The sequence below is a fragment of the Streptomyces sp. NPDC028308 genome, from assembly GCF_055565855.1.
Map to the genome: position 1 here is coordinate 310,345 of NZ_JBVHTO010000004.1, position 26,937 is coordinate 337,281.

Here is a 26,937-nt window from a genome sequence, read left to right on the forward strand (position 1 = left end):
CCCGGGTGGCTCCTTCGGGGGTCGAGCGCCGCGTCTCCTGCCGGAGGTCAGGCGCGCCGGAAGACGGGCGGGCGCTTCTCGGCGAAGGCCCGGGAGCCCTCCTTGGCGTCGGCGGTGTCGAAGACCGGCCAGCCGCGCTCCAGTTCGGCGGCCAGTGCGTCGGTCTCGCTCAGGCCGGCGTTCGCGTACACGGACGCCTTCACGGCCTCGACGGCCAACGGGCCGCAGGCGTTGACCCGTTCGGCGATCTGCAGCGCCTCGGTGAGCGCGGTGCCGTCGGGGACGACCCGGCCGATCAGCCCTATGGCGGCGGCCTCCTCGGCGCTGTACGGGCGCCCCGTGAGCAGCATCTCCAGGGCGTGGGTGTGCGGGATCTGCCGCGGGAGGCGGACCGTGGACCCGCCGATCGGGAACAGGCCGCGCCTGACCTCGAAGAGCCCGAAGGTCGCCGACTCCCCGGCCACCCGGATGTCGGTGCCCTGGAGGATCTCCGTGCCGCCCGCGACGCAGTGGCCCTCGACTGCGGCGATCACCGGCTTTCGGGGGCGGTGGTGGCGCAGCATCGCCTTCCAGTGCAGGTCCGGGTCCTCCTTGAGCCGGTCCCGGTACTGCTGCCCGTCCATCCCGCCGCCCGCGAGCGCCTTGAGGTCCATCCCGGCGCAGAACGTGCCGGCCGCTCCGGTGAGGACGACCGAGCGGACGGTGTCGTCCTCGTCGGCCTCGGTCCAGCCGTCGTACAGGCCGACCAGCATCGGCAGCGAGAGCGCGTTCTTGGCCTCGGGCCTGTTGAGCGTGAGCACCAGTGTGGCGCCTTCGCGCTGCACGGTGAGGTGTTCCGTCCCACCCATTGCCGTCCTCCCGTCTCAGGAACGAGAACAGGTTGCAGGAGGCGCCGGGCCAGTACAAGGGTTTTCTGACAGACAGTCAGATTTCTTCGCCCCGGGCCCTTCCCTGTTGGGTCCCGCTTTGCTCTGATGACCGACGAGCCGAGGGATACCGGGCCTGCCCGGGGTCAGGAGGAGCGGTGGAGTACAACCTTGCCGACCTGTTCGAGTCGGTCGTCGACGTGGTCCCCGACCGCGAGGCACTCGTGTACATCGACCACCCCGGCACCGGCGCCGAGCGCCGTCTGACCTACGCCGAGCTCGACACGGCGGCGAACCGCGTCGCCCACCACCTGATCGACGCCGGTGTCCGTCCCGGCGAGCACCTCGGACTCCATCTCTACAACGGGGTCGAGTACGTGCAGACCGTGCTGGCCTGCCTGAAGGCGCGGATCGTGCCGGTCAACGTCAACTACCGCTATGTCGAGAAGGAGTTGGTCTACCTCTACCGGGACGCCGATCTGGTGGCCCTGGTCTACGACGCCGAGTTCACCGACCGCGTGGCGGCGGCCCTGCCGCGTACTCCCGCGCTGCGGCACCTGGTCCGCGTCGGGAGCCCCGGGCCCGGTGCCGTCGCCGCGCCGGGGGTGGACTTCAGGGACGCCGAGGCCGCGGGCTCTCCCGCACGGGGATTCCCGTCGCGGTCGGCGGACGACCAGTTCATCATCTACACGGGCGGCACGACCGGCATGCCCAAGGGCGTGATGTGGCGCCAGGAGGACCTGTTCTTCTCCGGGCTGGGCGGCGGCGCGCCGACGGGAGAGCCGGTCGCCTCCCCGCAGGAGCTGGCCGAGCGCGTGGCGGCGGGCGGCGACGGCATCACCTTCTTCCCGACTCCCCCGCTGATGCACGGCACCTCCACGCTCACCGCGTTCATCGGGTTCAACTTCGGCCAACGCGTCGTGATCCACCGCAAGTTCGTGCCCGATGAGGTGCTGCGCACCATCGAGCGGGAGCGGGTCACCAGCGTGTCCCTGGTCGGCGACGCCATGCTGCGGCCACTGATCGACGCGCTCGGCGGCCCCCTCAAGGGCACCGACTGCTCCTCGCTGTTCAGCGTGTCCTCGTCCGGGGCGATCATGTCGGAGACGGTCCGCGAGCAGTTCCAGGCGCTCGTCCCGAACGTGATGCTGCTGAACAACTTCGGTTCCTCCGAGTCCGGCTTCAACGGCACGGCGACACCGGACTCGGGCCCGGACAGGGGCTTCCGGGTGCGCGTCAACGACCGTACGCGGGTGGTGGATCCGGCCACCCACGAACCGGTCGCGGTCGGCGAGCCCGGGCGCATCGCGCAGCGCGGTCACGTGCCCCTCGGCTACTACAACGACCCGAAGAAGACGGCCGAGACCTTCTTCCACAAGGACGGTGAGCGGTGGGTCCTCCTCGGTGACATGGCGACGGTCGACGAGGAGGGCGTCGTCACCGTCCTCGGCCGGGGCTCCCAGTGCATCAACACCGGGGGCGAGAAGGTCTATCCGGAGGAGGTCGAGCAGGCCCTCAAGGCCCACCCGGACGTCTACGACGCACTGGTCGCCGGGGTGCCCGACGCCACGTGGGGCAATCACGTGGCAGCCGTGGTCCAGTTGCGCCGGGGAGCGGCCGAACCGTCCCTGGAGGACATCCAGACGCACTGCCGTTCCCGTCTCGCCGGGTACAAGGTGCCGCGACAGCTGGTGATCACGGACAGCATCCAGCGTTCGCCGAGCGGGAAGGCCGACTACCGGTGGGCGCGCGGGGTCGCGGTGCGGGCGGACATCTAGGGCCGCGTGTACGGAGTGGTCGGCGGGTCCCGGCGTAGTCTTTGCGCGCGGTTGACCGTGCGGATTGAACTGCGGGTGAAGGCGGGCCGTACGGAGGGTGGCGGTCCCGGCCTCGGGGCGGTTCCGCCGCGTCAGCACGGGCTTCGTACGGAAGGACCTTCGCGTGTCGCACATCACGCGCTCGCCGCAACAGCCGGACACCGGAGCGGAGGCGGCTGCCGCCGGTCCCGGCGCGACGGCGGACGCCGTCCCCGGACCGGACACCCCGGCGGACGCCGGCCGGGTCGGCTCCCAGCGGGCGCCCGGGCGTGACGGACGGCCCGGCACGCAGGAGCCGGACCGCGGTGGCGTTGGCGGTGACGCGGACACCGCGACGGACGATGACACCCGCGATGCCGGGGTAGCCCGCGAGGCGGGCGATGGCGTTCCGGGTGCCGAGAACGCCGCCACGAAGGCCGACAACACCTCGGGCCTCGAAGACCTCGCCACGGATGGCCACGGCACCCCGCACCCCGAAGACCCCACCCCGGAGGGCCACAGCACCTCGCGCCGCGAAACCGCCGGCGCGAGGGGCGACGCCGCCCCGGACCTCGAAGCCGCCGGCGCAGAAGGCGACCGCGCCCCGGACTCCGGCGACGGCGTCACCACCCCGCACTCCTCCGCCGTGGAAGCGGACGACGACGGCGCGATACCCGGGGAGCCCGGCGAAAGCGATGCCGCCGACCAGGGCCCCGATGCCGAGGCCGGCGACGACACCCCCGGCCTCCGGGAACCCGCCGAAGGCGACACGCCCGAGGAGGCCGCCGGTGCCGGGGAGGGGGACGGGGACGCCGTCCGGGCCGGCTGGTGGGGCTGGCGTCGCAGGTACCCGCGGGCGGCCCGGACCGTGACCGTCGGCACCACCGTCCTCGCCGGCGCCCTGGTGCTGTTCGCCCTCCTCGTGCCGAACCACCTCGACCGCCTCAGCTTCGGCGCCTTCCTCCGCATCCCGGCCGAGGGCGTGCTCCTCGCCGGGCTGCTGCTCGTGCTGCCGCCGCGGGCGCGGCGGATCACCGCGTGGTGCGCGGGAATCGGCCTCGGCCTGCTGACCGTCCTGAAGTTCATCGACATGGGCTTCTACTCGGTGCTGGACCGGCCGTTCGACCTGGTCCTCGACTGGATCCTGTTCGACGACGCGGCGGAGTTCCTGAAGGAGTCCGTCGGCCGGACCGGCGCGCTGCTCGCCGTGGTCGCGGTCGTCGCCCTCGTGGTGGTCCTGCTCGTCCTGGTGGCCCTCGCCGTCGTGCGGGTCAGCACACTGATGGCCGCGCACCGCACGGTCGCCGCCCGGACCACCCTCGTCCTCGGCACCGCGTGGATCACCTGCGTGACGCTCGGCGTGCAGTTCACCGACGTGCCGGTGGCCGCCAAGCTCAACGCCAACCTGCTGGAGAACCGGGCGCACCAGGTGCGGGCCGGTATCCGCGACGGCCGCGTGTTCGCCGAGCAGGCCCGCGTCGACGCCTTCGCCGACACCCCGCCGGACCAGTTGCTGACCGGACTGCGCGGCAAGGACGTCCTGTTCACGTTCATCGAGAGCTACGGGCGTTCGGCGATCGAGGACCCGGCGATGGCCAAGCAGGTCGACGCCGTACTGAAGGACGGCACCGCGTCGCTGAAGGCCGCCGGATTCTCCTCGCGCAGCGGCTGGCTGAAGTCGCCGATCGCCGGCGCGGGCAGCTGGCTGGCCCACTCCACGTTCCTGTCCGGTCTCTGGATCAAGAACCAGCAGCGCTACCGCAATCTCACCTCCAGCGACCGCGCCACCCTGACCAGCTACTTCCAGAAGACCGGCGCCTGGCGCACGGTCGGCATCGTGCCCGGGGTCCGTCGCGCCTGGCCCGAGGGCAAGTTCTTCGGCCTCGACCACATCTACGACTCGGAGCACCTCGGCTACAAGGGCCCATACTTCAGCTGGACGCCCGTACCGGACCAGTTCAGCCTGGAGGCCTTCGAGCGGCTGGAGCACGGCAAGAAGGACCGGAAGCCGATGATGGCGGAGATCATCCTGGCCTCCAGCCACAACCCGTGGGCGCCCATCGCCCGCATGGTCGACTGGGACGACCTCGGCGACGGATCGCTCTTCGAGCAGATCAAGAAGGAGGGCAAGGACCCCAAGGAGGTCTGGAAGAACCCGGAGGACGTGCGCACCGAGTACCGGCGGGCCATCGAGTACTCGCTGCACAGCCTGACCGAGTTCGTGGAGCGGTACGGCGACGAGAACACCGTGCTCGTCTTCCTCGGCGACCACCAGCCGAACCCGACGGTCACCGGCAGCGGCGCGGGCAAGGACGTGCCGGTCACGGTCGTCGCCCACGACCCGAAGGTGCTGGAGAAGATCTCCGGGTGGAACTGGACGGAGGGCCTCAAGCCCGCCGAGGACGCGCCGAGGTGGGGCATGGACAAGTTCCGCGACCGGTTCCTGACGGCGTACGGCCCTCATCCCGGTTCTGCCGCCCCGGCCACGAAGCCCTGACCGGCGCACGCGTGCCGTGGCCGGCGCCGCACACACCTTGACGATCCGCCCGGGCCCCTGAATTACTGATCCCGAACAGCACGACCGAATGATCGGTCGCCCGTAATGACGCGGTTGTCGAGGGAGAGGTCCCGTGGCGGATTCCATGGACTCCAGGGTTCCGGCGGACCCGGAGGGCCTGCTGGACGAGGCCGAGCGGCTCGACCCACAGGCCCTGCGGGCCCTGCAGACGGAGCGCCTGCGGGCGTCGCTGCGGCACGCGTACGAGAACGTGCCCTTCTACCGGGAGTCCTTCGACAAGGCGGGCCTGCGTCCCGACGACTGCCGCTCCCTCGCCGACCTGGCCCGCTTCCCGTTCACCACGAAGGCGGACCTGCGCGAGCACTATCCGTACGGCATGTTCGCCGTGCCGCGGGACCGGGTCCGCCGGCTCCACGCGTCGAGCGGCACGACCGGGCGCCCCACGGTCGTCGGCTACACGGAGAACGACCTGTCCATGTGGTCCGACATGGTGGCCCGTTCACTGCGGGCCGCGGGTGCCCGCCCCGGGGACGTCGTCCATGTGGCGTACGGCTACGGCCTGTTCACCGGGGGCCTCGGCGCGCACTACGGGGCCGAGCGGCTCGGCTGCACGGTGATCCCCGCGTCCGGCGGCATGACGACACGTCAGGTCCAGCTGATCCAGGACCTGGAGCCGCGGATCATCATGGTGACGCCCTCGTACATGTTGACGCTCCTGGACGAGTTCGAGCGGCAGGGCGTCGATCCGCGGAGCACCTCGCTGCGGGTGGGCGTCTTCGGCGCCGAGCCGTGGACCGAGGCGATGCGGCGCGAGATCGAGGAGCGGTTCGCCATCGACGCGGTCGACATATACGGCCTGTCGGAGGTGATCGGCCCCGGCGTGGCCCAGGAGTGCGTGGAGACCAAGGACGGCCTGCACGTGTGGGAGGACCACTTCTACCCCGAGATCGTCGATCCGCTGACGGGCGAGGTGCTGCCGGACGGCGAGGAGGGCGAGCTGGTCTTCACCTCGCTCACCAAGGAGGCCATGCCCGTGATCCGTTACCGGACCCGGGACCTGACACGGCTGCTGCCCGGCACGGCGCGGGTCTTCCGCCGGATGGAGAAGATCACGGGGCGCAGCGACGACATGGTCATCCTGCGCGGGGTCAACCTCTTCCCCACGCAGATCGAGGAGATCGTGCTGCGCACCCCCGGCGTCGCACCGCACTTCCAGCTGCGCCTCACCCGTGAGGGCCGCCTCGACGCGCTGACGGTACGCGCCGAGGCCCGGTCCGGCGCCTCGCCGGAGGCACGCGAGGACGCGGCCCGGGCCATCACGCGGGCCGTGAAGGACGGGATCGGGGTCTCGGTGACGGTGGAGATCGTCGAACCGGAGTCCCTGGAGCGGTCGGTGGGAAAGATCAAGCGGATCGTCGATCTGCGTCCCCGCTGACCGCCATCACGAACCGGCAACGACCGTGCCGGGAGGACGACTGGGGCGAACGTCCGGCGCGCCCGGCACGTCGAAGTGGTGTTCCGGGCGTGTCCCTCGCGGAGGATGCGCCCGTCCCGTCGTCCCTGGGGGATCCATGCGTACGTACACCCGGCGCACCGTCGACCTGTTCCTCGTGCTGGCCCTGGGCGCCGCCACGGCCGGTGCCCTCGCCGGTTGCGGCGGTGGACCGCGCGCCGGGTCCCACCCGGCCCACGCGTCGGAGGCCCGTGCCCGCGAGGTCGCCGAGGCCTGGGACGGGTCCGATGCCGCGCGGGTGTGGAGGACGGGCTACCACCCCGTCGGGGACCTCGTCCAGCTGCCCGACCACGCCTTCCGCAGCGACGCCGACAAGCGTGCGTACGGCAGCGGCACCTTCGTGCTGGAGGGCGAGCTGCCCGACGCGCCGCGCGAGCCCGGGCGGGTGGAATGGGAGAACGGCGACTCGCTCACCCTGCCGGTACTGGGCGCGCGCAGGGCCTACGAGCAGGTGGCGCGCGGCGGCGACGAGGAGCCGCACCTCACCGTGACCGGGGCGAGGCTGGGCGAGATGACGGTGGCCACCACCCGGGGTCCGGCCACCGTCCCGGCCTGGCTGTTCACCCTGAAGGGGTACGACACTCCGCTCAGGCGGGTCGCCCTGGACTCCTCGAAGACGCCCGGCCCCCCGATCGGCGCTGCCGGCGAGGTGCCGACCGATCAACTCGCGCCGCTCCACGGCCTGGTGGGGACGGCCCGGGACGGGCGGTCTGTCACCGTGACCGCCGGGCACGGCTCCTGCGACGACGGACCCGCCGTGGACGTCCTGGAGACGAAGGGCAGTGTGGTGCTGTCCGGGTACGTCAAGGGAACGGATGACGGTCCCTGCACGTCCGATCTGCGGTTGCAGGCAGTGACGGTGAAGCTGGACCGGCCGCTGGGCGACCGGCTGCTGCTGGACGCGTTCACGGGCCGCCCGGTGACCACCGATGAGCGTAAAGGAGACGCACAGAAAGGGAGTTGAACGTCAGGCGTCGGCGAACCGATCGCGCAGCTCCCGCTTGAGGATCTTGCCGCTGGCGTTGCGCGGCAGCTCGTCCACGAACAGCACGCGCTTGGGGGCCTTGAAGTGGGCGAGCTTCTCCCGGGCGTGGGTGAGGAGTTCGTCCTCGGTGACCTGGCCGCGCGGGACGACGACCGCGGTGACGGCCTCGATCCAGCGCTCGTCGGGCAGCCCGATCACCGCCACCTCGGCGACCTTCTCGTGCGTGTACAGCGCGTCCTCCACCTGACGCGAGGCGACCAGCACGCCACCGGAGTTGATGACGTCCTTCACCCGGTCGACCACCGTGAAGTACCCGTGGGCGTCCCGCACGGCGAGGTCCCCGGAGTGGAACCAGCCGTCCCGGAAGGCGTCCGCCGTCTCCTCGGGCTTGTCCCAGTACCCCTCGCACAACTGCGGTGAGCGGTACACCACTTCGCCCGCCTCGCCGTCGGGCGCATCCTTGCCGGACTCGTCCACGACGCGCGCCTCGACGAAGAGCACCGGCCGCCCGCAGGAGTCCATCCGGCCCTTGTGCTCGTCGGGCCCGAGGACCATGGCGAGCGGGCCGATCTCGCTCTGCCCGAAGCAGTTGTAGAACGCCAGCCTCGGCAGTCGCTCCCGCAGCCGTTCCAGCACGGGCACCGGCATGATCGACGCCCCGTAGTAGGCCTTGCGCAGACCGCTGAGGTCACGGGTGGCGAAGTCGGGGCGGTTCGACAGGCCGATCCACACCGTGGGCGGCGCGAACAGGCTGTCGGCCCTGCCCCGCTCGACCAGGTCGAAGATCTGCTCGGCGTCGGGCGCGTCGAGGATGACGTTCTCCGCGCCGACCGCGAGGTACGGCAGCAGGAACACGTGCATCTGGGCCGAGTGATAGAGCGGCAGGGAGTGCACGGGCCGGTCCCCTGCCTGGAGGTCCAGGGCGGTGATCGCGCTCAGGTACTCGTGCACCAGGGCGCGGTGGGTCATCATCGCGCCCTTGGGGAGCGCGGTGGTGCCCGAGGTGTAGAGCAGCTGCGTCAGGTCCTCGCCGCGGGGCTCGGGGCCCTCGTACGGCCGGGCCGCCGGGAGCCGGGCGAGGAGCGAGTCGTCGGTGTCGCGCAGCGGGAGGACCCGGGTGCCGTCGGGCAGGTTCGCGGCGAGGTCCTGGTCGGCCAGCACGAGTCCGCAGCCGGACTGGCCGACGATGTAGGCCAGGTCGTCGCCCGTCAGGTTCTGGTTGACGGGTACGTGCACGAGGCCGGAGCGCGCGCAGGCCAGGAAGCCGATCAGGTAGGCGTCGGAGTTGTGGCCGTAGGCGCCCACCCGGTCGCCGCGCTCCAGTCCGGCGCCGAGCAGGACGCTCGCGGCGCGGGACACCGCCTCGTCGAGTTCGGCGTAGGTCCAGGAGCGGTCGCGGTAGTGGACCGCGACGCGCTCAGGGGTCCGCCGGGCGCTGCGCCGCAGCACCCCGTCGACCGTGACACTTCGTCCCGCCGTCATGACCTGCTCCTTCGTCCGCCGTGCCCTGGCGTGATCCTCGTCGGGCCGCACGACCGGGGTCAAGCATCCGTCACGGTCGGCGGACCGGGAAGGCGACGGGGGGTGCCGCGCGGATACGCGGCGCTACGGGTGTGGGTGTTGTTGCGCCCGCCCACCTGATCGGATGCACCGTCGTGGGTTTTTTCGTCACTCCACAGCGTGGCCGATGAGTTGGTGGCTCCCGGCCGGTCCAAGCTCGTGAGACCTCAGGAAAGGACACCGCCATGTCGGAGCTTCTCGTCGACTTCATCACCTCCCTCGACGGCTACGCATCGGGAGAGGGATGGCCCGGGTTCTGGGGCCTCGAGGGCCCCGAGTACCTCGCATGGCTCGGCGAGCAGCCCCAGTCCACCTACCTCATGGGAGCGAACACCTACCGGCTGATGTCGGGCTTCGCCGCAGGCGAGGTCCCGAGCGGTCAGAACGAGTTCAGGCCCGAGGAAGAGGCGTCCGTCGACGAGCTGACGCAAGCGTCCAAGGTGGTGTTCTCCTCCTCACTCGGGGAGCCATTGGCGTGGGCCAACTCCACGCTCGTCCGCAATGACGCCGTCGAGGCGGTCCGCGCCATGAAGTCTAGTGGCTCGGGGCTTCTCAGCACGATCGGCAGCCTCAGCCTGTGCCGGTCCCTGCTGCGAGCCGGACTCGTCGACCGCCTTCGGGTCGTCATGTTCCCCGTGATCACCGGGGCCACGGGCGAAGAACGCATCTACGACGGCTATCCGGACGTCGCCCTCGACATGATCGAGCACCGCACCTTCGACGGCCGCATCCAGCTGGTCGAGTACAAGCCCCGCGTGCTCGAGCACCCGCCGCTGGGCGCCCCTGCGTGACGTCACCCCGCCAGCCGGCCTGGACAGCCGCCGGGCTGGCACCGACGGGTGCGGAGCAAGACCGTCCCCGGCGGCCCAGCCGCCACTGGAGCCCCGACAGACTGTCGGTCGGCTACGGGATCAGCCGGCGTGGAACGCGTGAGTGCGGCCGCGGCACCACGCCACCCAGCGCGGATCCTCCGAAACGGCGCAGAGATCTCGGAGTTGCGGCTCGATTCACACCCATGACGCGTCAGTCACCGGCACACACGAACGACGACCGACAGGGCTGGTTGGAACGGCGCCGCTATCAGGCCGTCGGCCCAGCGTGGAGCCGTCGCACGTCCCGCACGAGCGTGTACGAAGCGCTGAGGAAGATCACAGCTCCAGCCACGAGCCAGAGGGCCGACGCCCCAGAGCTGTACTCACGAACGAAAGCAACGAGCAGTATCGCGCCGGCAAGGACGCCGAAGGCCGAGATCAGAGCGCTGATGCGGTGAGTCACACGGCCATCATCAACGACACCCTGCGCCAACGGAAGTGATTCAACGCACCGGCCTAGCGGTGGGACGAGCTGGATGACACGCGGCGTGTGAGGCCCCAGCGAGGTAGGTCGGCTGCATGAACCTGCCCGTCCACGCTACGAGGAGTTGCACGGCCAACGGTGTCAGCCGCTCACACCGTCAAGGAAGTCCTGAGGCCCGACGCCGACGGATGCGCACCTGGGGGGGATCGAGGCAACAGTCCCCTACCGTCATTTCGGTGGGGGAGGCGGCGGATGGGGCGGAGGTGGTGGAGGCGAAGCCGGACGTTTCCTCGGGCCGCGAGCCAGGAAGAAGGGGAATGCGAAACCCACGGCTGCTCCTGCGACACCCCCGACCAGCATGACCAGAACAGCGTCCCAGGTGACACCAGAGTCCAGAAGTTCTATCGGGCCTGCCACGACGCACCCGAACAGGGCGGTGAAGAACGCACCACGCCAGCGCTGCCGCATCATGGGCCACGTTCTCCTCACAACACATTCCTTAATTGGAGAGGGCCCGCGAAGTGGTGAGCCCCGCAAGCCCTTGCCCGGCCTGTTCTCCTACCGCATCAAACCTGCGATCCAGCCTCCTGCCGGAGTGGCTCCGACAGCTCCCCACAGCAGGTCGTTTTCGAAGGCAGCGGTGCGGTCGTCGTCGTTGCTCCCGCCGAGCGCGGCGGAACCGATGGCATAGCCGGTTCTACGACCAAGCCCGACGAGCGCTGCTCCGCCCCGCACGTCGAGCGACTCGTCGAACGGTTCAAGGCGTCGCCCGGATAGTTGCCATGTGGGCCTTGTCGCGCCCGCCACGGCGCGGTCCCCGCTGACTGGATAATCGCCACGCTCTGTATCACATTCGTGCCCCTTGCTGGGCAGTCTGCCGTCCAGGCCTGGCAGATCCGCAGACCGTCGCCAGCCGTGCGGTCGGCCACGTCAACCGCCTCGGCAGGCGTGGCTTTCCGTCTAGGCAGAAAGGCGGAGAATTCGCGTTCCTCGTCGGTGACGATGGCGCTGGAGGCGTCCAGCAGTTCTCCCCCCGGAGTGTTCCGGCAAGCTGCTGCCCGAGCGGCGGCGTCTGGACAGGGCTGCGGCCGCTCCATCCCAAGGCCGGACAGCGGCTGCCCGGGAAAGGGCCAATGGGCTACGTGAGCGCTCCCCTTGCCCTCAGCTCCTGGAGCGCGTCTTCGTACGGTTGTCTCGGCTCGCGGTGCAGCGACGCCAAGTCGGCGGAACAGGTGTGGCTCCCCCCGTGCCGCACAGCACCCTCGTGACGTCATGCGACGTGCTTCACGTGGCGGACCAGCCACAGCAGGAGAGCGTCCAGGTCCGCGGCGGCCGAGAGGACCCGGTCGACTGCCTCGGGGGTGTGAAGCCACTCCTCGCAGCCGAGGGAGCGGGCGGCGATCAGGGAACGGTGGCGCAGCAGGTCCGTACGGGGGTGGTCCGCCGGATAGCCGCGTGGGGGGCGTTTCATCACGTCCCCGGGGATGTCGTAGCCCTTCTTCCTCAAGTCCTCGACAATGGCGGACAGTTCGCGGCCGCTCCCCTCGGCTGCCACGGCTTTGCGGAACATGTCCACCTGGCCGGGGTCGGGGTACCACCAGGCGCCCTGGATCCGCAGGCCGTCCAGCGAGAACCGGAGACCGATCTCGATCTTGCGGCCGAGGCGGATCACCGCGCTCTGGTGCTGCCACCACCAGGAGTCGGTGCGGTAATGCCAGACGGAGAAGTCCTCGTATCGGGGATCGGTGTCCGCGACCTCGTTGAGCAGGGCGACCATCGGCTGCCTGACCAGGCGTTCGCGGTCCGCGCGACAGCGCTCGCCGCCGTCGCCGACCTGCTCCCCGCACCGGTGCTGGAACGCCGCAAGAGCCCCTATCCGATGGTCCGCGATCCCGCCTACCGCACCACCCTCACCCAGCAGGTCGGCCGCCTCCTGGCCGGCAGCGGCAGCCCTGCCACCGACCTCCTGGACACCGAGGCCGTACGCAGCCTGCTGCTGGAGCCCTGTGGCCCGGACCGTTTTCCCCGTGAGGGACTGGAGTTCGTCCTGGACCTGGACCAGTGGCTGCGCACCCACCGCCCCGCCCTGCACCTCTGATCACCCGCCCCTCGTCACCACATCCCCCAGGACGTCCCGTCATGCCGCACGCCGTGATCACTTCCGCTGTCCGCACCCCGATCGGCCGCGCCCACAAGGGCATGCTCGCCGCGGTGCGTCCCGATGACCTGCTCGCCCGGACCGTCGCCGAAGCCCTCGCCCGCACCCCCGGCCTGGAGCCGGCGGACGTCGATGACCTGGTCGTCGGATGCGCCCTGCCCGGCGGTGAGCAGGGCTTCAACATCGCCCGGATCGCCGCCGTCCTGCTCGGCTGGGACCACGTGCCGGGGGTGACCGTCAACCGCTTCTGCACCTCGTCCCTCCAGGCCATTCGCATGGCCGCGCAGGCCGTGCGCTGCGGCGACGCCGACGTGGTCGTCGCGGCCGGCGTCGAGTCGCAGTCCCGCCTGGCGTACGGCAGTTCCGACACCTGGCCGGGGACGGAGAACCCCGCCTTCCGGCAGGCCGGAGAGCGCACCAGGCAGCGGTCGGGGCCAGGCGCGGGGCTGCCATGGGGCGATCCACGCGAGAAAGGTGAGCTCCCCGACCCCTACATCCCCGTCGGGCTGGCCGCCGAGAACACCGCCGACCTGTACGGCATCACCCGAACCGACATGGACGCCTACGCTGTCCGCTCCCACCAGCTCACCCAGCACGCCCTCAGCGAGGGCTTCCACTTCGGCGACATCGTCCCCATCAAGCTCTCGGACGGGACAACCGCCACCACCGACGACTGCCCGCGCACCGGGGTCACCACCGAAAGCCTCGCCGAGCTGCCCCCGCGCTTCCGCCCGGACGGACGCGTCACCGCGGGCAACAGCGCCCCGCTGTCCGACGGAGCCGCCGCGCTCGTCGTGATGTCCGAGGACTACGCCCGCGCCCACGGCCACACCCCCCTGGCCAGGATCCTGGCCACCGCGGTCTCGGCCGGCACCCCGGAGACCGAGGGCCCCGTCCCGGTCGCCGCGACCCGTACCGTCCTCACCCGCGCCGGCCTGTCCCTGACCGACATCGGCACCGTCGCCGGCAACGAGCCCTTCGCCGCTCAGATCCTCGCCTACTGCGCCGAACTCGACCTGGGTCCCGAGAGGATGAACCCGCATGGCGGCTCGATCGCGCTGGGCGAGCCCTACGGCGCGGCCGGAGCCCGGCTGGCCACCACCGCCCTCACCACCCTGCGCCATGACGACCTCACCACCGCCCTCATCAGTGTCGTCGCCGCCGGCGGTCAGGGCATGGCCCTCGTCCTGGAACGCATCGCGTAGAGGGCATCACCGTCAAGCACCAGCCGGGGCGGCGGCCGGCAGTGGCATCTCGGGCAGCCGGTGCCTGAGCTGAACGACTTCGTGGGCCACGCGGCTGGATCCGTACAAGCCGTTGGCGACGAGAGCCGGGCCGGAAAGCAGATGTGTGGATTTTGTGACTGGCTCCCTGTCGCGCGGAGGTTGGGGGAAGGCCGGGGATACTCGTGCCATGAAGAACCGCGCCCCCGCGACTAAACGGCTCTGACGTGCGGGACCTCATACTGATGATCTCCCTCTGATCCCGCACGGGATGGGAGGGCCGGGACAGACGGCTGGCTCTGAGACGGCACGGCCGTCTGTCCCGGGGCAGAGTTACCGCCTGAAGGTGCAGAGCCTCATCGGGCGGTACGGGTTCGTCCAGCGGCCGGCCGGGGCAGCCGTTCCCGTCATGGGCAGGCCCTCCAGTGGAGTCGGATCTCGCTGACTCCCGCAGTGACACCGCCCGGCCCAGGGCGGTTCCACGACGGACGCGGATCTCCCCCGAACAGACCAACGCGCACGAGCCGCACGAACCCGAAAGCGTCGTGCGACATGAGCGTCCACCGGTGAAGCGAGCCGCTTGAGGTTTCGCGAAGAGTGCGGAACTGGTGAGGTCTCGCTCAGTCAGTGCGTGCCGACGGTGACTGGGCGAAGGCGCCGGCGGCCGCGGCCAGGGCGGCGGTTCCGGCCGCGTGGCCGGGCAGTCGCGGGTCGGGGGGCGTGCGGACAACCTGTGACGGGCCGGTGACCGGGGCGGGGAGGCCGAGAAAGCGCACCCTGACCCCGCGCACGGGGAACCGTGGTGGCCGGATCGCGGACACCGGGGCGGCAGGTGGAGTCCGGCCGGCCGTGGTGCGGGTCTCTAGTCGGGGGTGGTCAGGTACTCGTAGGTGCCGGTGACCTCCAGCAGGCGCTGCAGTACGGGCCCGATGTTGTCCAGATGGAAGCCGAAGCCGTTCTGGCGGGCGGTGCGGTGGATCTGCAGCAGGGCCGCCAGGCCCATGGAATCGACGACGTCCAGCTCCCGGCAGTCCAGGCGCAGGTGTTCCACGTCCGGGCGGTCGCAGAGCCGGGCGTGCACCAGCTGGAGGAGCTCCCCGTAGGTGTCGTAGTCCAGGTCGCCCGTGAAGGACAGGTACACGGTGTGCGCGCCGGCGGACGGGGTGGCTGCGACGGGCTGGGCGTCGGGAGAGGTGGTCACGAGTTCTTTCTCCGGCGGGTGGGGATCAGGTCCGTCCACGGGGCGGCCCGGTTGTCACGGTGCGGCGCGGTGAACCGGACGCCGAGGTCGTGCCGAACCGGCCCGTCGTCGGCATCGCAGGCCACGGTGGTACGGGTGCTCATGGGGTGAGTGAACCTTCTCTTGGTTTCCCGGCGGTCCTTGGGCCGCCGTCTTTGACGGGTGAGGGTCTGTCAGGACTGCTCGTCGGATTGGTCGACCAGGTGCAGAGGGCTGTGGGCGCTGGTGGGGTTGGCGATGGCGAGGACCGCCATGTCGTCATGGTTGTTGCTGCCGAGCCACTGCGAGGCCACCATCTGCACCCGCTCCACGACCGCTTCGGCCGGCATCCGCCCGCACTCCCGCAAGGTCTGCAGCAACCGCTCCTCGCCGAAGAGTTCGTCTCCGAAGGGCCCGCCGCGGGCCTCGGTGATGCCGTCCGTGTACAGCAGGCAGGTCTCACCGGGGGCCAGCACGACCTCGGCTGTACGCGCCAGTGCCTGCGGCAGGGCGCCCACGAGCTGGCCGGCGGTGTCGGCTTCCTCCACGTGGCCGTCGCGGCGCACGATCAGCGGCGGCATGTGGCCCGCGCTGGTCAGCCGCAGACGGACCTGCCCGGCCTGGCGTCGCACGGAGGCCAGCACCAGGGTGGCGAATCGGGTGTGGTGGGAGTTGAGCAGCGCGTCGTTCAGGAGCGTGAGGACCCTCTGGTGGTCGTCCGCCAGGGGCAGCAGGGCCTGCAGCACGCTGCGGATCTTCCCGGTCAGGACCGCGGCCTCCAGTCCCTTGCCGGCGACGTCACCCAGCACGACGAACGTCTCCCGGGACGGGTCGGCGCCGGGATGGACGTCGTAGAAGTCGCCGCCGACGCGCTCGTGGTCCTGCGCGGCGCGGTACGCCCCGGCGAACTCCACCCCGTGCACCCGCTTCAGCTTCGGCGGCAGCAGCTCCCGCATCAGGGTGGCCGTTATCGACGCCTGCTCGCTGTACAGGCGGGCCGCGGACAGGGCTGCCCCGGCGCGGGCCGCGAACAGGCGGGCGAAGACTTCCTCGCTCTCGGAGAAGGCGCGCCGGGTGCTGGAGCGCAGCAGGATCAGCGCGCCCGCGGGGATGCCGTGGCCGGGCAGCGGCGTGACGATGACCGAGCCGATGGGGCCCTCGAAGCCCGGCGGGACGGCCCAGGCGGGGATGTCGTCGGGGCTGATCCAGCGGGTCGGCACCGGCGGGAAGCCCTGCAGCGCCTCGGACAGGCCGGGGACGGTGCCCGGGTCGATCCGGGCGCTGGTCTGCGAGACGTCCCCGCCGACCTGGGCGTAGGTGAGCGGGTGGCGCGGGCCGTGGGCGGGGGCGACGATGACCGCCGCGTCCGCCAGATGGTCAGCGGCCATGCGGGCGGTCACCTCCGTGCAGCGCTCGACGTTCAAGGTCGACAGCAGCGCGCTGGAGATGTCCGCGAGCAGCCGCGTCCGCTCCCGCTCACTGTCCAGGGCCTGCTCGGCCAGCCGTAGATCCGTGCTGTCGACCAGCCACCAGACGACATTCCCGCCGGAGGCCGGAGTCGGATGCGCCTCGAAGGAACGACCGGCGATCTCACCCGAGGCCGGCCCGTCCAAGGCGGCGGAGCCGGGGGCGGAGTGGCGAGCGCGGGCGCTGTGATCGAGACCGGCATGGGCGCCGGCGAGCCACGGCACCGTCTGCTCGAGCCGGGCACCGGGCCGCGCCTGCGGCACAAGACCTCGTGCCGTGCCGTTCGCCTCGACCAGGATCCCGTCCTGGTCCACGACGACGACGGGGTAGGGGGCGTCAGCCGCCGTGCCTGTACCGGCGACCTCGCCGGTCGACTGAACGTGTGTTCCGTGCGAAGGAGTCACTGCAGGGGGGACGCGTCCTGCGCACCCCACCACCTTCCTGCGGAGAGAAAAATGTTGTCTCACGGCAACGTTCCCCTATGCGCCCCTCGCTGTGCAACATTCCACCGAGGTGCACACATCTTCGCCACAGCCTCCCAAAGGTGCACGCTCTCCGGCGGACCCCGCGGCGGCACCCGCCGACCTCGGTCGGCGACGGTCCCGCACGCCCATACGGTCACCCACGCTGTCCACATCAGGGGTGTGCACACCAGCAGCGCAGGAACGTCAGCAGCCTTGCGCGCAGCAGTGCATGGCGGGCCTCGCGCTTGTCCCGTACCGAGCGAGTGCGGCGGACGACCGTTGCCCCTATGGCGCTCCGTCGGTCAGCGCGGGCCGTAGGCCTTCATGAACATGCCGATGCCACGCTCCACGACGGCATCGATCTCGGCGTCGCGCAACGGGACCTGACCGAGCATCGACTCCAGCTGCGCCTCGCCGACCAGTAGCGCCCGCAGCTGCCGGGCTGCCACTTCGGTGTCGACGATGTCCAGGTGGCCGGCCCGGGCGAGCAGCGCGAGCTGTTCGGCCACGGAGCGCAGACCGGCGTCCCGGTCCAGGCCGCGCAGCGCCTTGCGCAGGGGCTCCTCCACCTGGGCTTCCGTCAGAATCCGCCAGCGCAGCGCGGCGGTGTCGCCCAGCATCAGCCGCACCCAGCGCCGGCCGAAGTCCAGAAACTGGGCCGGCAGGTCGGTGCCGTCATGGGCGGCGATGGTCTCGCGCACCAATGTGTCGAACTGGCCGGCCAGCGGGTCCATCGCCGCCGCCACCACTTCGGCCACGAGGGAGTCACGGTCTCCGAAGTGGTTGTAGAGGGTCTGCTTGGCGACGTTCGCCTCGGCGGCGATGGTGTCCAGGCTCGCTCGCGCGAAGCCGTCGCGGACGAACACCGCGGCCGCCGCCTGGAGGATCTGTGCCCTGCGGTTCCGCCCGCCGTGCACACGGCGCGGGCGGGGCCGGCCCGCCTCATCGGTCTTCGCCACTGCTGCTCCTTCTGGGGGCCGGAGTTACCGCCTTGATTTCTGGACGGCCTAGTCTACTATTCAAAACTAGACGCTCCAGTCCATGTTTCTGCTTCGCCACGCCTACGGAGGGCACCCCTGCCATGAACCCACCCATGCCCGCGGCCGGCGCCGCGGAGCAGGACACCCGCGTCGACCGCGAGCTGTGGTGGCTGTGCGGCGTCCTGGTCCTGGGAGCCCTGGCCACCCTGCTCGACAGCACGATCGTCAACGTCGCCGTCGACACCCTCACCCACGAGCTGGACGCCCCGCTCGACTCCGTCCAGTGGAGCGTCACCGGCTACCTACTGGCCCTCTCCCTGGTCGTCCCGCTCGCCGGCTGGGCCATGGAACGCTTCGGCGCCAAACGGGTATGGCTGGCCGCCCAAGTTCTCTTCCTCGCCGGCTCAGCCCTCTCCGGACTGGCCTGGTCCGTGGAGAGCCTGGTGGTCTTCCGCACCGTGCAGGGCCTCGGCGGCGGCATGGTGATGCCCATGGCGCAAGCCATGCTCGCCCGCGCCGCGGGGCCCGCCCGGCTGGGCAGGGTGATGGCCATGGTCTCCGTGCCCGCGATGCTCGCCCCGATCATCGGCCCGGTGCTGGGAGGGGTGTTCGTCGACGAGCTGAACTGGCGCTCTATCTTCTTCATCAACATCCCGATCGGGCTGGCCGCCATCGTCCTCGCCTGGATCAAGCTCCCCGCCGGCCGCCCGCAGACCGACCGCAGGCTGGACACCCTCGGCCTGCTGCTCCTCTCCCCCGGCCTCGCCCTGCTCCTGTACGGCCTGGCCGAGGCCGGCGGCAACGGCTTCACCGACGCCGGCAGCCTGTCCTGGACTCTGGGCGGCGCGGCCCTGCTGACCGGCTTCGCCGTGCACGCCCTGCGCACCACCGGCACCCCGCTGATCGACCTGAGGCTGTTCGCGGACCGCGGCTACCGCGCCGCCGTCGCCACCCAGTTCACCCTCAACGCCGGCCTGTTCGGCGCGATGTTCCTGCTGCCCCTGTACTTCCAGCTGGACCGCGGCGCCACCGTCCTGGAAGCCGGACTCATGCTCGCTCCGCAGGGCGTCGGCTACGTCATCGCCATGGTCCTGGTCGGCAAGGCCACCGACAGGACGGGGGCGAACACACTCGCCGTCGCCGGTGTCCTGCTCACCCTGCTGGGCACGCTGCCCTTCGCCCTCCTCGACGACAGCACCGGCACGGTTCTGCTCGCCGCCGCCATGGTGGCCCGCGGCATCGGCATCGGGGTGGTGACCCTGCCCAGCCTCGCGGCCGCCTACCGCTCCCTGGCCCCCGCCGCGCTGCCCCGCGCCTCCAGCGCCATGAACATCTTCCAGCGGCTGGGCGGATCGGCCGGCACCGCCGTGGTCGCCGTCGTCCTGCAGAACGAACTCACCGACGGGAAGACCTCCGGCACCCCGCTGTCCGACACCTTCGCCACCTCCTTCTGGTGGGTGTTCGGCTTCACCGCCCTCACCCTGCTGCCCGCGCTGCTCCTGCCGCGCACCCTGCCGGCGCCCTCCGCCGACACTCCGGTTGAGGCGCCCGCCGCCGCTTGATCACATCCCCCGCCTGCGGCGACAACACTTCGGCCCGGCGTTCCGTCGAGGAGGAACCGGGCCCAAGTCGTCGCGGGCGTGCGGGCTTCAGGCCACCAGCACGACCTCGTGGTCACTTCGAGCTCCGGGCTGTCGGCGAGGTCGGTCCCGACCGCAGGCCAGCGCGCATGCCTCCGCGATCCAGGCGGCTGTCGCGCCCGCCTCCCCCGCCATGACCGTGACCTGCGATGATCCGAACCGGACATGATCACGGGGGATCCAGGCGTGCAGCTCTTCTTGAAGTCGGACAGATCCGGGCCTCAGTCCTGGCAGAGCACGAGACGATCGCGTATGCGGCTGCCGGCCATGCTCGGCGTCGCTGTCTCCCTTGCGGGGTGCGGCGGTTCCGGCGATGAAGGACTGCCGGTGCGGGTGGTCAACGAGTCGGTCTGGGACGCCCGTGTGATGGGTTGCCCCCCGTGCGGCGAGCACGGTCTCGTGGTCGAGGGAGATCCAGGACGCACGCCTGCCGCGGACGGCGGCTCGTACTTCGGGTGGACGGAAGAGCGCGCGTGGCCTGTCACCTACAGAGTCGTCGTCCGAGGAGTGGAGACGGTCTGCCCGTTCATCGACCCCGGGCCCGGCAAGGCGAAGGGCGCGGTGGGCACACGTGATGTCATCTATCAGGTCGACCTGGCCGGGAAGTGCGTCGCCGGCCCGGGGAGCATGGACGACATGTGACATCAGCGCGGTCACCGACACGGCGTTGAGGCGACGGCCCCGCTCGGCGAACACCGTAGGGACGTCCGTGGTCCCGCCCCGGGCCGGGGGCGGGACCACGGACGCGTCACACCGCCCGGGTGCGTCCCGCCCAGTAGGGGTCGCGCAGTCGCCGCTTGTAGAGCTTTCCGTTGGGGTCGCGGGGCATCGTCTCGATGAAGTCGACGCTCTTGGGCCGCTTGTATCCGGCCAGTCGCCGCGCGCAGTGCTCCAGGATGTCGGCGGCGAGTTCCCGGGTGGGCTCATGGCCGGGGGCAGGCTCGATCACGGCCTTGACCTCCTCGCCCCAGTCGTCGTGCGGGATCCCGAAGGCCGCGGCGTCCGCGACGGCGGGGTGGGCGAGCAGCTCCGACTCGATCTCGGCAGGGTAGATGTTGACCCCGCCCGAGATGATCATGTCGATCTTGCGGTCCCGGAGGAAGAGGTAGCCGTCCTCGTCGAGACATCCCAGGTCGCCCACGGTGAAGAAGTCGCCGATGCGGTTCTTCCGCGTCTTGGTCTCGTCCTTGTGGTACGAGAATCCGCCGGTGCTCATCTTCATGTACACGGTGCCGAGTTCACCCGCGGGCAGCCGGTTGCCGTCGTCGTCGAAGACGGCCAGTTCGCTGATGGGCCACGCTTTGCCGACGGTGCCGGGCTTCTTGAGCCAGTCCTCGGCGGTGGCGAAGGCGCCGCCGCCCTCACTGGCCGCGTAGTACTCCTCCACGCACTCGCCCCACCATTCGATCATGGCCCGTTTCACGTGGTCGGGGCAGGGCGCGGCGCCGTGGATGGCGTGCCGCATCGAAGAGACGTCGTAGCGCGCCCGCACCTCGGCGGGCAGGGCCAGCAGCCGGTGGAACTGGGTGGGGACCATGTGGGTGTGGCTGCACCTGTACGTGTCGATGAGGCGCAGCATCTCCTCCGGCGTCCACCTCTCCATCAGCACCAGGCGGTGGCCGATGTGCAGGGAGGCGCCCGCGAACTGGAGGACGGCCGTGTGGTAGAGCGGTGAGCAGACCAGGTGGACGTTGTCGTCGAACGGCTTGATGCCGAAGATGCCGAGGAAGCCGCCGAGGTACGTGTCCTCGGGCGGCCTGCCCGGCAGCGGGCGGCGGATGCCGCGGGGGCGGCCGGTGGTGCCCGAGGTGTAGTTCATGACCCAGCCGAGGGTGCGGTCGTCGGGGGCCGACGCGCGCTGCCCTTCGAGGAGGTCGGCGTACGGGCGGAAGCCCTGGACGTCGCCGACCGCGTACCGGTGGGCGGCGGGGAGGGCGGCCTCGTCGGCGGCGTGGCGCGCGGCGTCGGCGAACCGCTCGTGGGCGATGAGCACCTTGGCGCCGGAGTCGGAGACGATCCACGCGATCTCGGGCCCGACGAGGTGGTGGTTGACGGGGACCAGGTAGAAGCCGGCCTGCGAGGCGGCCAGGTAGGCGGTGAGGAACTCGACGCCGTTGGGCAGGACCACGGCGAAGGCGTCGCCGCGTCCGAGTCCCGCGGCGCGCAGTCCGTGGACCAGCCGGTTGGCATCGGCGTGCAGGCGCCCGGCGGTCCACTCCTCGCCGTCCGGCGCGACGAGGACGGTGCGCCCGGGGTCCGCGGCGGCCTGCGCCCAGAAGCCGTTGGGGGGCGGGGTCTCGGGGCTCATGACCGGGTGCTCCTTCCCGCGATGCGGTTGATGCGGTCGACGGCCTTCTCGAAGCCGCGGGTGAGGTCGTCGAAGACGGCCTGGACGCCGCGTTCGCTGTTCATCCGTCCGACGATCTGTCCGACGGGTGTGCCGAGCAGCGGCTCGACCTCGTACTTCTGGATGCGGGAGAGCGCGTCGGCGACCAGCAGGCCCTGGAGCGGCATCGGCAGGGTGCCGGGTCCGTTCGGGTCGTCCCAGGCGTCGGTCCACTCGGTGCGCAGCTGGCGCGCCGGTTTGCCGGTCAGGGCGCGGGAGCGGACGGTGTCACCGGAACCGGCGGCGAGCAGCTTCTCCGTGACCGTGCGGGAGTGCATGTCGGCCTCCGTGGTGGTCAGCCAGAGCGAGCCGAGCCAGACGCCCTGGGCGCCGAGCGCGAGGGCCGCCGCCACCTGCCGGCCGCTGCCGATCCCGCCCGCGGCGAGCACGGGCAACGGGTCGACGGCGTCGACGACTTCGGGGGTGAGGACCATGGTGGCGATCTCCCCGGTGTGGCCCCCCGCCTCGTAGCCCTGCGCGACGACGACGTCGATGCCCGCCTCGGCGTGCTTGCGGGCGTGCCGGGCGCTGCCCGCGAGGGCGGCGACGAGCACGTCACGGTCGTGGGCGCGGGCGACGACGTCGGCGGGCGGCGAGCCGAGGGCGTTGGCGAGCAGGGCGATCGGGTAGTCGAAGGCGACGTCGAGCTGGTCCCGGGCCACCTGCTCCATCCACCCGGTGATGCGCCAGCCGGACGCCTCTCCCTCGGCGAGTTCCGGCACTCCGTACTTGGCGAGGGTGTCGGCGACGTACTGCCGGTGCCCCTGCGGGATCATCGCCTCGACGTCGGCCTCGGAGACGCCCTCCACCTTCTTGGCGGGCATGACGACGTCGAGGCCGTAGGGCCTGTCGTCGACGTGGGCGTCCAGCCAGTCGAGGTCGCGCCTGAGGTCGTCGGGGGCCGTGTAGCGGACCGCGCCGAGCACACCGAATCCGCCCGCTCTGCTGATGGCGGCGGCGACGGCGGGGAACGGCGTGAAGCCGAAGACGGCGTGCTCGACTCCCAGAGTGGTGCTCAGCTCCGTCTGCATGGCCGCAGGATGCCGCAGACGTCCGGACGAGGGAAGACCTTTTCTGATGCTCCGTCAGTTTTCTGTGGGGCGGCCCCGACACCCCTCGGCAGGGTTGACACGCCCCTCGCCTGACAGGAAAGTTTCACCGCGCAGGGCGAAACCGGAAAGATACTTTCAGGCGGCGCGGCAGGAGGCTCCTCGGTGACCGAAGACGCAGCGGGCAGAGCGACCGGCGGGCCGACCCGCCGCCAACTCGGCCGACGTGCACTGGCCCTGGGCGGCGCCCTGGCCATCGCCCCCTTCCCTGCCGGGCCGGCGGCCGCCACCGGAGGGGGCCGACGCCATCCGACGCTGCGCCACGGCTCCGCCGAGCGGGCCGGCCTGCTGGCCGGACACCTGCGCCAACTCGTCACCGACGCCGAGGCGTTCCTCGGCCCCTCCCCCAAGCATCCCTGGTACGCGGGCGCGGTGCTCCTCGCCGGCCGCGGCGGCACCGTGGCCCTGCACCGGCCGATCGGCAAGGCGGTGCGCTACTCGGCGTACGACGAGAAGACGGACTCGGGCGTCGAGTTCCTGCCCGAGCGGCAGATCCCGATGGCCGAGGACACCGTCTTCGACCTCGCCTCCGTCTCCAAGCTGTTCACCTCGATCCTCGCCGTGCAGCAGATCGAGCGCGGCGCGCTGGAACTCGGCGCCCGCGTCGCGTCGTACCTCCCGGACTTCGCGGGAGGCGGCAAGCAGGAGATCACGATCCGTCAACTGCTCACCCACACCTCCGGGTTCCGCGCCTGGATCCCCCTCTACAACGCGCCGACCCGCGAGGCGAAGCTCCGGCTCATCTGGGACGAGGCCCCGCTGAACCCGCCGGGCAGCCGCTACCTCTACTCCGACCTCAACCTGATCTCCCTCCAGCTCGTCCTGGAGAAGGTCACCGGCCGTGCACTCGACACGCTCCTGCACGACGAGATCACCGCCCCGCTCGGCATGCACCGCACCCGCTACAACCCGCCCGCCGCCTGGAAACCCCGGATCGCGGCCACCGAGGACGCGCGCCCGCCCTGGTCCGGGCTCGACCGCGGGCTGGTCTGGGGCGAGGTGCACGACGAGAACGCGTACTCCCTCGGCGGCGTCGCCGGGCACGCCGGCGTGTTCTCCTGCGCCTGGGACCTCGCGGTGCTGGGCCGCACCCTGCTCAACGGCGGCGCGTACGGGTCGGCGCGCATCCTGGAGCCCGAGTCGGTGGAGCTGATGTTCACCGACTTCAACACCGCCTTCCCCGGCGACGAGCACGGCCTCGGCTTCGAGCTCTACCAGCACTGGTACATGGGCGCGATGGCCACACCGCGCACCGCCGGGCACACCGGCTTCACCGGCACCTCTATCGTCCTGGACCCGACGACGGACTCGTTCCTCGTCCTGCTGGGCAACTCCGTTCATCCGGTGCGCGGTTGGCGGTCCGGGTCCGCGCCCCGCGTCGCCGCCGCCGACCATCTGGCGCGAGCCGTACCGGTACGCCCCGCGCGCGGCCGAACGGCCTGGTTCTCCGGCATGGCGAGCGCGACGACGGCGACGCTCACCCTGCCCGCGCTCGACACGACGGCGGCGGGGACGCGGCTGCGCTGCTCCGTGTGGTGGGACACCGAGCCCCAGTCGGACGGCCTGTTCCTGGAGGCCTCGGCGGACGGGGGCGCGACATGGCTGCCGGTCCCGTTCACGACCGTACGACGCGACGAGGAGCCACGGGACCATCCGGCCGGCTCGGTCACCGGCTGGTCGGGCCGCGTCTGGCACAGGCTGCACGCCGGCCTGCCCGCGGAACGGGCGCTGACGCTGCGCTGGCGGTACGCCACCGACCGCCTGTACGCCGGACGCGGCGCCTACGTGGACGCGCTGCGGGTCGAGACGGGCGACCGCGTCCTCTTCGACGGCGCGCGGCCCGCGGACGCGGCGCGGATCGAGGCGGCGGGCTGGTCGCCCTCGGCCGACTGAGACTCCCGCACACGGCGCGGGGCGGCACCGGTCCGGTGCCGCCCGGGGTACTCCCTAGCGCGGGCCGCCCTGCTCCACCGCCTCCAGTACGGCCATGGCCGCGTTGTGCCCGGGTACGCCGCTCACCCCGCCGCCGCGTACGGCGCCGGCGCCGCACAGCAGGACGTTGGCGTGCCGCGTCTCCACACCCCAACGGCCCGTGTATTCCTGGGTGTACGGGAAGGCGAGGTCGCGGTGGAAGATGTTGCCGCCGGGCAGCCGCAGGTCGCGTTCCAGGTCGAGCGGAGTCCTGGCCTCAATGCACGGGCGGCCCTCGGCGTCGGTCGCGAGGCAGTCCGCGAGCGGCTCGGCGAGGTACGCGTCCAGCTCCGCGAGCGTCGACTTCAACAGCTCCGCGCGCACACCGTCGTTGTCGGCGGCGAAGAGCCGGGCCGGGGTGTGGAGGCCGAAGAGCGTGAGCGTCTGGTAGCCCTCGTCGGCCAGGCCGGCGCCGAGGATCGTCGGGTCGGTCAGCGAGTGGCAGTAGATCTCCGAGGGCGGCGCGGCGGGCAGCGAGCCGGACGCGGCCTGGGCGTGCGCGGCCGCCAACTGCTCGTACCCCTCGGCGACATGGAAGGTCCCGGCGAACGCCTCGCGCGGGTCCACGGACGTGTCGCGCAGCCTCGGCAGCCGCTTGAGCAGCATGTTCACCTTGAACTGGGCACCCTCGGCGGGGGCCGGCGAGGCGTCGCCGACCAGGGCGGCCAGCTCCTGCGGCGAGGCGTTCACGAGGACGTGCCGGGCCGCGACGACGGCCTCCCCGCCGTCCGCGCCGCGGTGGATGACCTCGGCGGCCCGTCCGTCCGTCTCGATCCGCACCACCTCGCGGCCGGTGGCGAGGACGGCGCCGGCGGCCCGTGCCGTGGCGGCGATCGCGTCCGTGAGCGCGCCCATGCCTCCGACGGGGACGTCCCAGGCGCCGGTGCCGCCGCCGATCACGTGGTAGAGGAAGCAGCGGTTCTGCCGCAGGGAGGGGTCGTGGGCGTCCGCGAAGGTGCCGATGAGCCCGTCGGTGAGCACCACGCCGCGCACCAGGTCGTCGGCGAAGTTCTCCTCGATGGCGGCACCGATGGGCTCCTCGAAGAGGATCCGCCACGCGTCCTCGTCGTCGACGCGCCGGCGCAGCTCCTCGCGGGTGGGCAGCGGTTCGGTGAGGGTCGGGAAGACCCGTTGGGCGACGCGGCCCGTCATCCCGTAGAAGCGCTGCCATGCCGCGTACTCGCGGTCGGCGCCGGTCAGCCGCGCGAAGGCCTCCCGGGTGCGCCGCTCGCCGCCGCCGACGAGCAGCCCGGTGGACCGGCCGTCGCGCTCCACGGGGGTGTACGAGGAGACGGTGCGCCCGCGGACCCGGAAGTCCAGGCCGAGGTCCCGCACGATCTTCCGGGGCAGCAGACTGACCAGGTACGAGTAGCGCGACAGGCGTGCGTCGACGCCGGTGAACGGCCGGGTGGAGACGGCGGCGCCGCCGGTGGTCCCCAGTCGTTCGAGGACCAGCACGGACCGTCCGGCCCGGGCCAGGTAGGCGGCGGCGACCAGTCCGTTGTGACCGCCGCCGACGATCACGGCGTCATATCGCTCGTGTGCAGACATGGTTCTTGGTAGCACGCGATGATCAGGGCGGGCCAGAGGCGTGCGGACGAGCCGCCGTACGGCGGACGGGCCCCGGACGTGGCGGCACCCGGTACCGGCCTCGAATCGGGCCGGTCGCCGTACCGCTGGTCGCCGTACCGCGGGACGCCGGCCGGGTCGGGGCCGACCTGGTCGGGGCCGGCACCGCACCGAGCACGGCCTGCGCCGCCCGTACGACGGCCCCCGCCGCCCCCGC

The 26,937-nt window shown here is 71.5% G+C and carries 20 protein-coding genes; 10 read left to right on the forward strand and 10 right to left on the reverse strand.

Annotation, left to right across the window (positions count from 1 at the left end; all coding sequences use genetic code 11):
• Positions 1 to 47: 47 nt before the first annotated feature.
• A complete protein-coding gene (locus ACZ4VA_RS11565; RefSeq protein ID WP_355793417.1) occupies positions 48 to 848 on the reverse strand; it encodes a crotonase/enoyl-CoA hydratase family protein in 801 nt (266 codons plus the stop codon).
• 176 nt (positions 849 to 1,024) lie between these two features.
• Here ACZ4VA_RS11565 and ACZ4VA_RS11570 point away from each other — a divergent pair, with 176 nt between their 5' ends.
• The 4 genes from ACZ4VA_RS11570 to ACZ4VA_RS11585 all read left to right on the forward strand — a co-directional run bounded on the left by ACZ4VA_RS11570 (position 1,025) and on the right by ACZ4VA_RS11585 (position 7,657).
• Positions 1,025 to 2,644 carry an acyl-CoA synthetase gene (locus ACZ4VA_RS11570; RefSeq protein ID WP_468080975.1) on the forward strand — a complete coding sequence of 540 codons (1,620 nt, stop codon included), beginning with the start codon at positions 1,025 to 1,027 and terminating at the stop codon, positions 2,642 to 2,644.
• Positions 2,645 to 3,308: 664 nt separating this feature from the next.
• Complete coding sequence (locus tag ACZ4VA_RS11575) at positions 3,309 to 5,159, forward strand: alkaline phosphatase family protein (protein WP_468081117.1); 1,851 nt, start codon at positions 3,309 to 3,311, stop codon at positions 5,157 to 5,159.
• A gap of 145 nt (positions 5,160 to 5,304) precedes the next feature.
• The gene (gene paaK / locus ACZ4VA_RS11580) at positions 5,305 to 6,615 is read left to right on the forward strand and encodes a phenylacetate--CoA ligase PaaK (RefSeq protein WP_452923347.1); all 1,311 of its coding nucleotides are present in this window, start codon (positions 5,305 to 5,307) and stop codon (positions 6,613 to 6,615) included.
• Positions 6,616 to 6,751: 136 nt separating this feature from the next.
• A complete protein-coding gene (locus ACZ4VA_RS11585; RefSeq protein WP_468080977.1) occupies positions 6,752 to 7,657 on the forward strand; it encodes a hypothetical protein in 906 nt (301 codons plus the stop codon).
• A 3-nt stretch (positions 7,658 to 7,660) separates the two neighbouring features.
• Here ACZ4VA_RS11585 and ACZ4VA_RS11590 read toward each other — a convergent pair whose 3' ends face one another.
• A complete protein-coding gene (locus ACZ4VA_RS11590; RefSeq protein ID WP_468080979.1) occupies positions 7,661 to 9,160 on the reverse strand; it encodes an acyl-CoA synthetase in 1,500 nt (499 codons plus the stop codon).
• Positions 9,161 to 9,423: 263 nt separating this feature from the next.
• Between ACZ4VA_RS11590 and ACZ4VA_RS11595 the strand changes: the two genes are divergently transcribed.
• A complete protein-coding gene (locus ACZ4VA_RS11595; RefSeq protein ID WP_468080981.1) occupies positions 9,424 to 10,029 on the forward strand; it encodes a dihydrofolate reductase family protein in 606 nt (201 codons plus the stop codon).
• A gap of 1,775 nt (positions 10,030 to 11,804) precedes the next feature.
• Here the strand turns inward: ACZ4VA_RS11595 and ACZ4VA_RS11600 are convergent.
• Positions 11,805 to 12,206, reverse strand: coding sequence for a DUF2461 family protein (locus tag ACZ4VA_RS11600; protein ID WP_356164355.1), 402 nt, complete (start codon positions 12,204 to 12,206; stop codon positions 11,805 to 11,807).
• 39 nt (positions 12,207 to 12,245) lie between these two features.
• On the opposite strand from ACZ4VA_RS11600, the gene ACZ4VA_RS11605 reads away from it, so the two are divergent.
• The gene (locus ACZ4VA_RS11605) at positions 12,246 to 12,632 is read left to right on the forward strand and encodes an asparagine synthase-related protein (RefSeq protein ID WP_355794229.1); all 387 of its coding nucleotides are present in this window, start codon (positions 12,246 to 12,248) and stop codon (positions 12,630 to 12,632) included.
• 41 nt (positions 12,633 to 12,673) lie between these two features.
• A complete protein-coding gene (locus ACZ4VA_RS11610) occupies positions 12,674 to 13,897 on the forward strand; it encodes an acetyl-CoA C-acyltransferase (protein WP_355794228.1) in 1,224 nt (407 codons plus the stop codon).
• An 880-nt stretch (positions 13,898 to 14,777) separates the two neighbouring features.
• On the opposite strand, the gene ACZ4VA_RS11615 is transcribed toward ACZ4VA_RS11610, so the two are convergent.
• The 4 genes from ACZ4VA_RS11615 to ACZ4VA_RS11630 all read right to left on the reverse strand — a co-directional run bounded on the left by ACZ4VA_RS11615 (position 14,778) and on the right by ACZ4VA_RS11630 (position 18,024).
• The gene (locus tag ACZ4VA_RS11615) at positions 14,778 to 15,116 is read right to left on the reverse strand and encodes an STAS domain-containing protein (RefSeq protein WP_356164358.1); all 339 of its coding nucleotides are present in this window, start codon (positions 15,114 to 15,116) and stop codon (positions 14,778 to 14,780) included.
• Entirely contained in the window at positions 15,113 to 15,259 is a 147-nt protein-coding gene (locus ACZ4VA_RS11620) for a hypothetical protein (RefSeq protein WP_355788238.1), read from the reverse strand. The genes ACZ4VA_RS11615 and ACZ4VA_RS11620 overlap by 4 nt, the downstream gene beginning before the upstream one ends.
• Positions 15,260 to 15,328: 69 nt before the next feature.
• Complete coding sequence (locus ACZ4VA_RS11625) at positions 15,329 to 17,005, reverse strand: PP2C family protein-serine/threonine phosphatase (RefSeq protein WP_468080985.1); 1,677 nt, start codon at positions 17,003 to 17,005, stop codon at positions 15,329 to 15,331.
• A 362-nt stretch (positions 17,006 to 17,367) separates the two neighbouring features.
• Positions 17,368 to 18,024, reverse strand: coding sequence for a TetR/AcrR family transcriptional regulator (locus ACZ4VA_RS11630; RefSeq protein WP_355788243.1), 657 nt, complete (start codon positions 18,022 to 18,024; stop codon positions 17,368 to 17,370).
• 122 nt (positions 18,025 to 18,146) lie between these two features.
• Here ACZ4VA_RS11630 and ACZ4VA_RS11635 point away from each other — a divergent pair, with 122 nt between their 5' ends.
• On the forward strand, positions 18,147 to 19,607 hold the full coding sequence (locus ACZ4VA_RS11635) for an MDR family MFS transporter (protein ID WP_468080987.1): 1,461 nt from the start codon (positions 18,147 to 18,149) through the stop codon (positions 19,605 to 19,607).
• A gap of 243 nt (positions 19,608 to 19,850) precedes the next feature.
• Positions 19,851 to 20,327: a hypothetical protein gene (locus ACZ4VA_RS11640; protein ID WP_388904598.1), complete on the forward strand. Its 477-nt coding sequence runs from the start codon at positions 19,851 to 19,853 to the stop codon at positions 20,325 to 20,327.
• Positions 20,328 to 20,433: 106 nt separating this feature from the next.
• Here ACZ4VA_RS11640 and ACZ4VA_RS11645 read toward each other — a convergent pair whose 3' ends face one another.
• Both ACZ4VA_RS11645 and ACZ4VA_RS11650 read right to left on the reverse strand, forming a co-directional pair.
• Entirely contained in the window at positions 20,434 to 21,993 is a 1,560-nt protein-coding gene (locus ACZ4VA_RS11645) for an acyl-CoA synthetase (RefSeq protein WP_356164365.1), read from the reverse strand.
• The gene (locus ACZ4VA_RS11650; RefSeq protein WP_356164367.1) at positions 21,990 to 23,102 is read right to left on the reverse strand and encodes a nitronate monooxygenase; all 1,113 of its coding nucleotides are present in this window, start codon (positions 23,100 to 23,102) and stop codon (positions 21,990 to 21,992) included. Before ACZ4VA_RS11650 ends, ACZ4VA_RS11645 begins: the two co-directional genes overlap by 4 nt.
• 183 nt (positions 23,103 to 23,285) lie before the next feature.
• Here ACZ4VA_RS11650 and ACZ4VA_RS11655 point away from each other — a divergent pair, with 183 nt between their 5' ends.
• Positions 23,286 to 25,073, forward strand: coding sequence for a serine hydrolase domain-containing protein (locus ACZ4VA_RS11655; protein ID WP_468080990.1), 1,788 nt, complete (start codon positions 23,286 to 23,288; stop codon positions 25,071 to 25,073).
• A gap of 54 nt (positions 25,074 to 25,127) precedes the next feature.
• Here ACZ4VA_RS11655 and ACZ4VA_RS11660 read toward each other — a convergent pair whose 3' ends face one another.
• The gene (locus ACZ4VA_RS11660) at positions 25,128 to 26,702 is read right to left on the reverse strand and encodes a phytoene desaturase family protein (RefSeq protein ID WP_356164371.1); all 1,575 of its coding nucleotides are present in this window, start codon (positions 26,700 to 26,702) and stop codon (positions 25,128 to 25,130) included.
• Positions 26,703 to 26,937 lie beyond the last annotated feature (235 nt).

What these genes read in the sequence shown, in the direction of transcription:
- ACZ4VA_RS11565 (WP_355793417.1), bottom strand. Translation starts at nt 848, where the DNA reads ATGGGTGGGACGGAACACCTCACCGTGCAGCGCGAAGGCGCCACACTG.
- paaK (WP_452923347.1), top strand. Translation starts at nt 5,305, where the DNA reads ATGGACTCCAGGGTTCCGGCGGACCCGGAGGGCCTGCTGGACGAGGCC.
- ACZ4VA_RS11585 (WP_468080977.1), top strand. Translation starts at nt 6,752, where the DNA reads ATGCGTACGTACACCCGGCGCACCGTCGACCTGTTCCTCGTGCTGGCC.
- ACZ4VA_RS11590 (WP_468080979.1), bottom strand. Translation starts at nt 9,160, where the DNA reads ATGACGGCGGGACGAAGTGTCACGGTCGACGGGGTGCTGCGGCGCAGC.
- ACZ4VA_RS11595 (WP_468080981.1), top strand. Translation starts at nt 9,424, where the DNA reads ATGTCGGAGCTTCTCGTCGACTTCATCACCTCCCTCGACGGCTACGCA.
- ACZ4VA_RS11605 (WP_355794229.1), top strand. Translation starts at nt 12,246, where the DNA reads ATGCCAGACGGAGAAGTCCTCGTATCGGGGATCGGTGTCCGCGACCTC.
- ACZ4VA_RS11610 (WP_355794228.1), top strand. Translation starts at nt 12,674, where the DNA reads ATGCCGCACGCCGTGATCACTTCCGCTGTCCGCACCCCGATCGGCCGC.
- ACZ4VA_RS11620 (WP_355788238.1), bottom strand. Translation starts at nt 15,259, where the DNA reads ATGAGCACCCGTACCACCGTGGCCTGCGATGCCGACGACGGGCCGGTT.
- ACZ4VA_RS11635 (WP_468080987.1), top strand. Translation starts at nt 18,147, where the DNA reads ATGAACCCACCCATGCCCGCGGCCGGCGCCGCGGAGCAGGACACCCGC.
- ACZ4VA_RS11640 (WP_388904598.1), top strand. Translation starts at nt 19,851, where the DNA reads ATGATCACGGGGGATCCAGGCGTGCAGCTCTTCTTGAAGTCGGACAGA.
- ACZ4VA_RS11645 (WP_356164365.1), bottom strand. Translation starts at nt 21,993, where the DNA reads ATGAGCCCCGAGACCCCGCCCCCCAACGGCTTCTGGGCGCAGGCCGCC.
- ACZ4VA_RS11650 (WP_356164367.1), bottom strand. Translation starts at nt 23,102, where the DNA reads ATGCAGACGGAGCTGAGCACCACTCTGGGAGTCGAGCACGCCGTCTTC.
- ACZ4VA_RS11660 (WP_356164371.1), bottom strand. Translation starts at nt 26,702, where the DNA reads ATGTCTGCACACGAGCGATATGACGCCGTGATCGTCGGCGGCGGTCAC.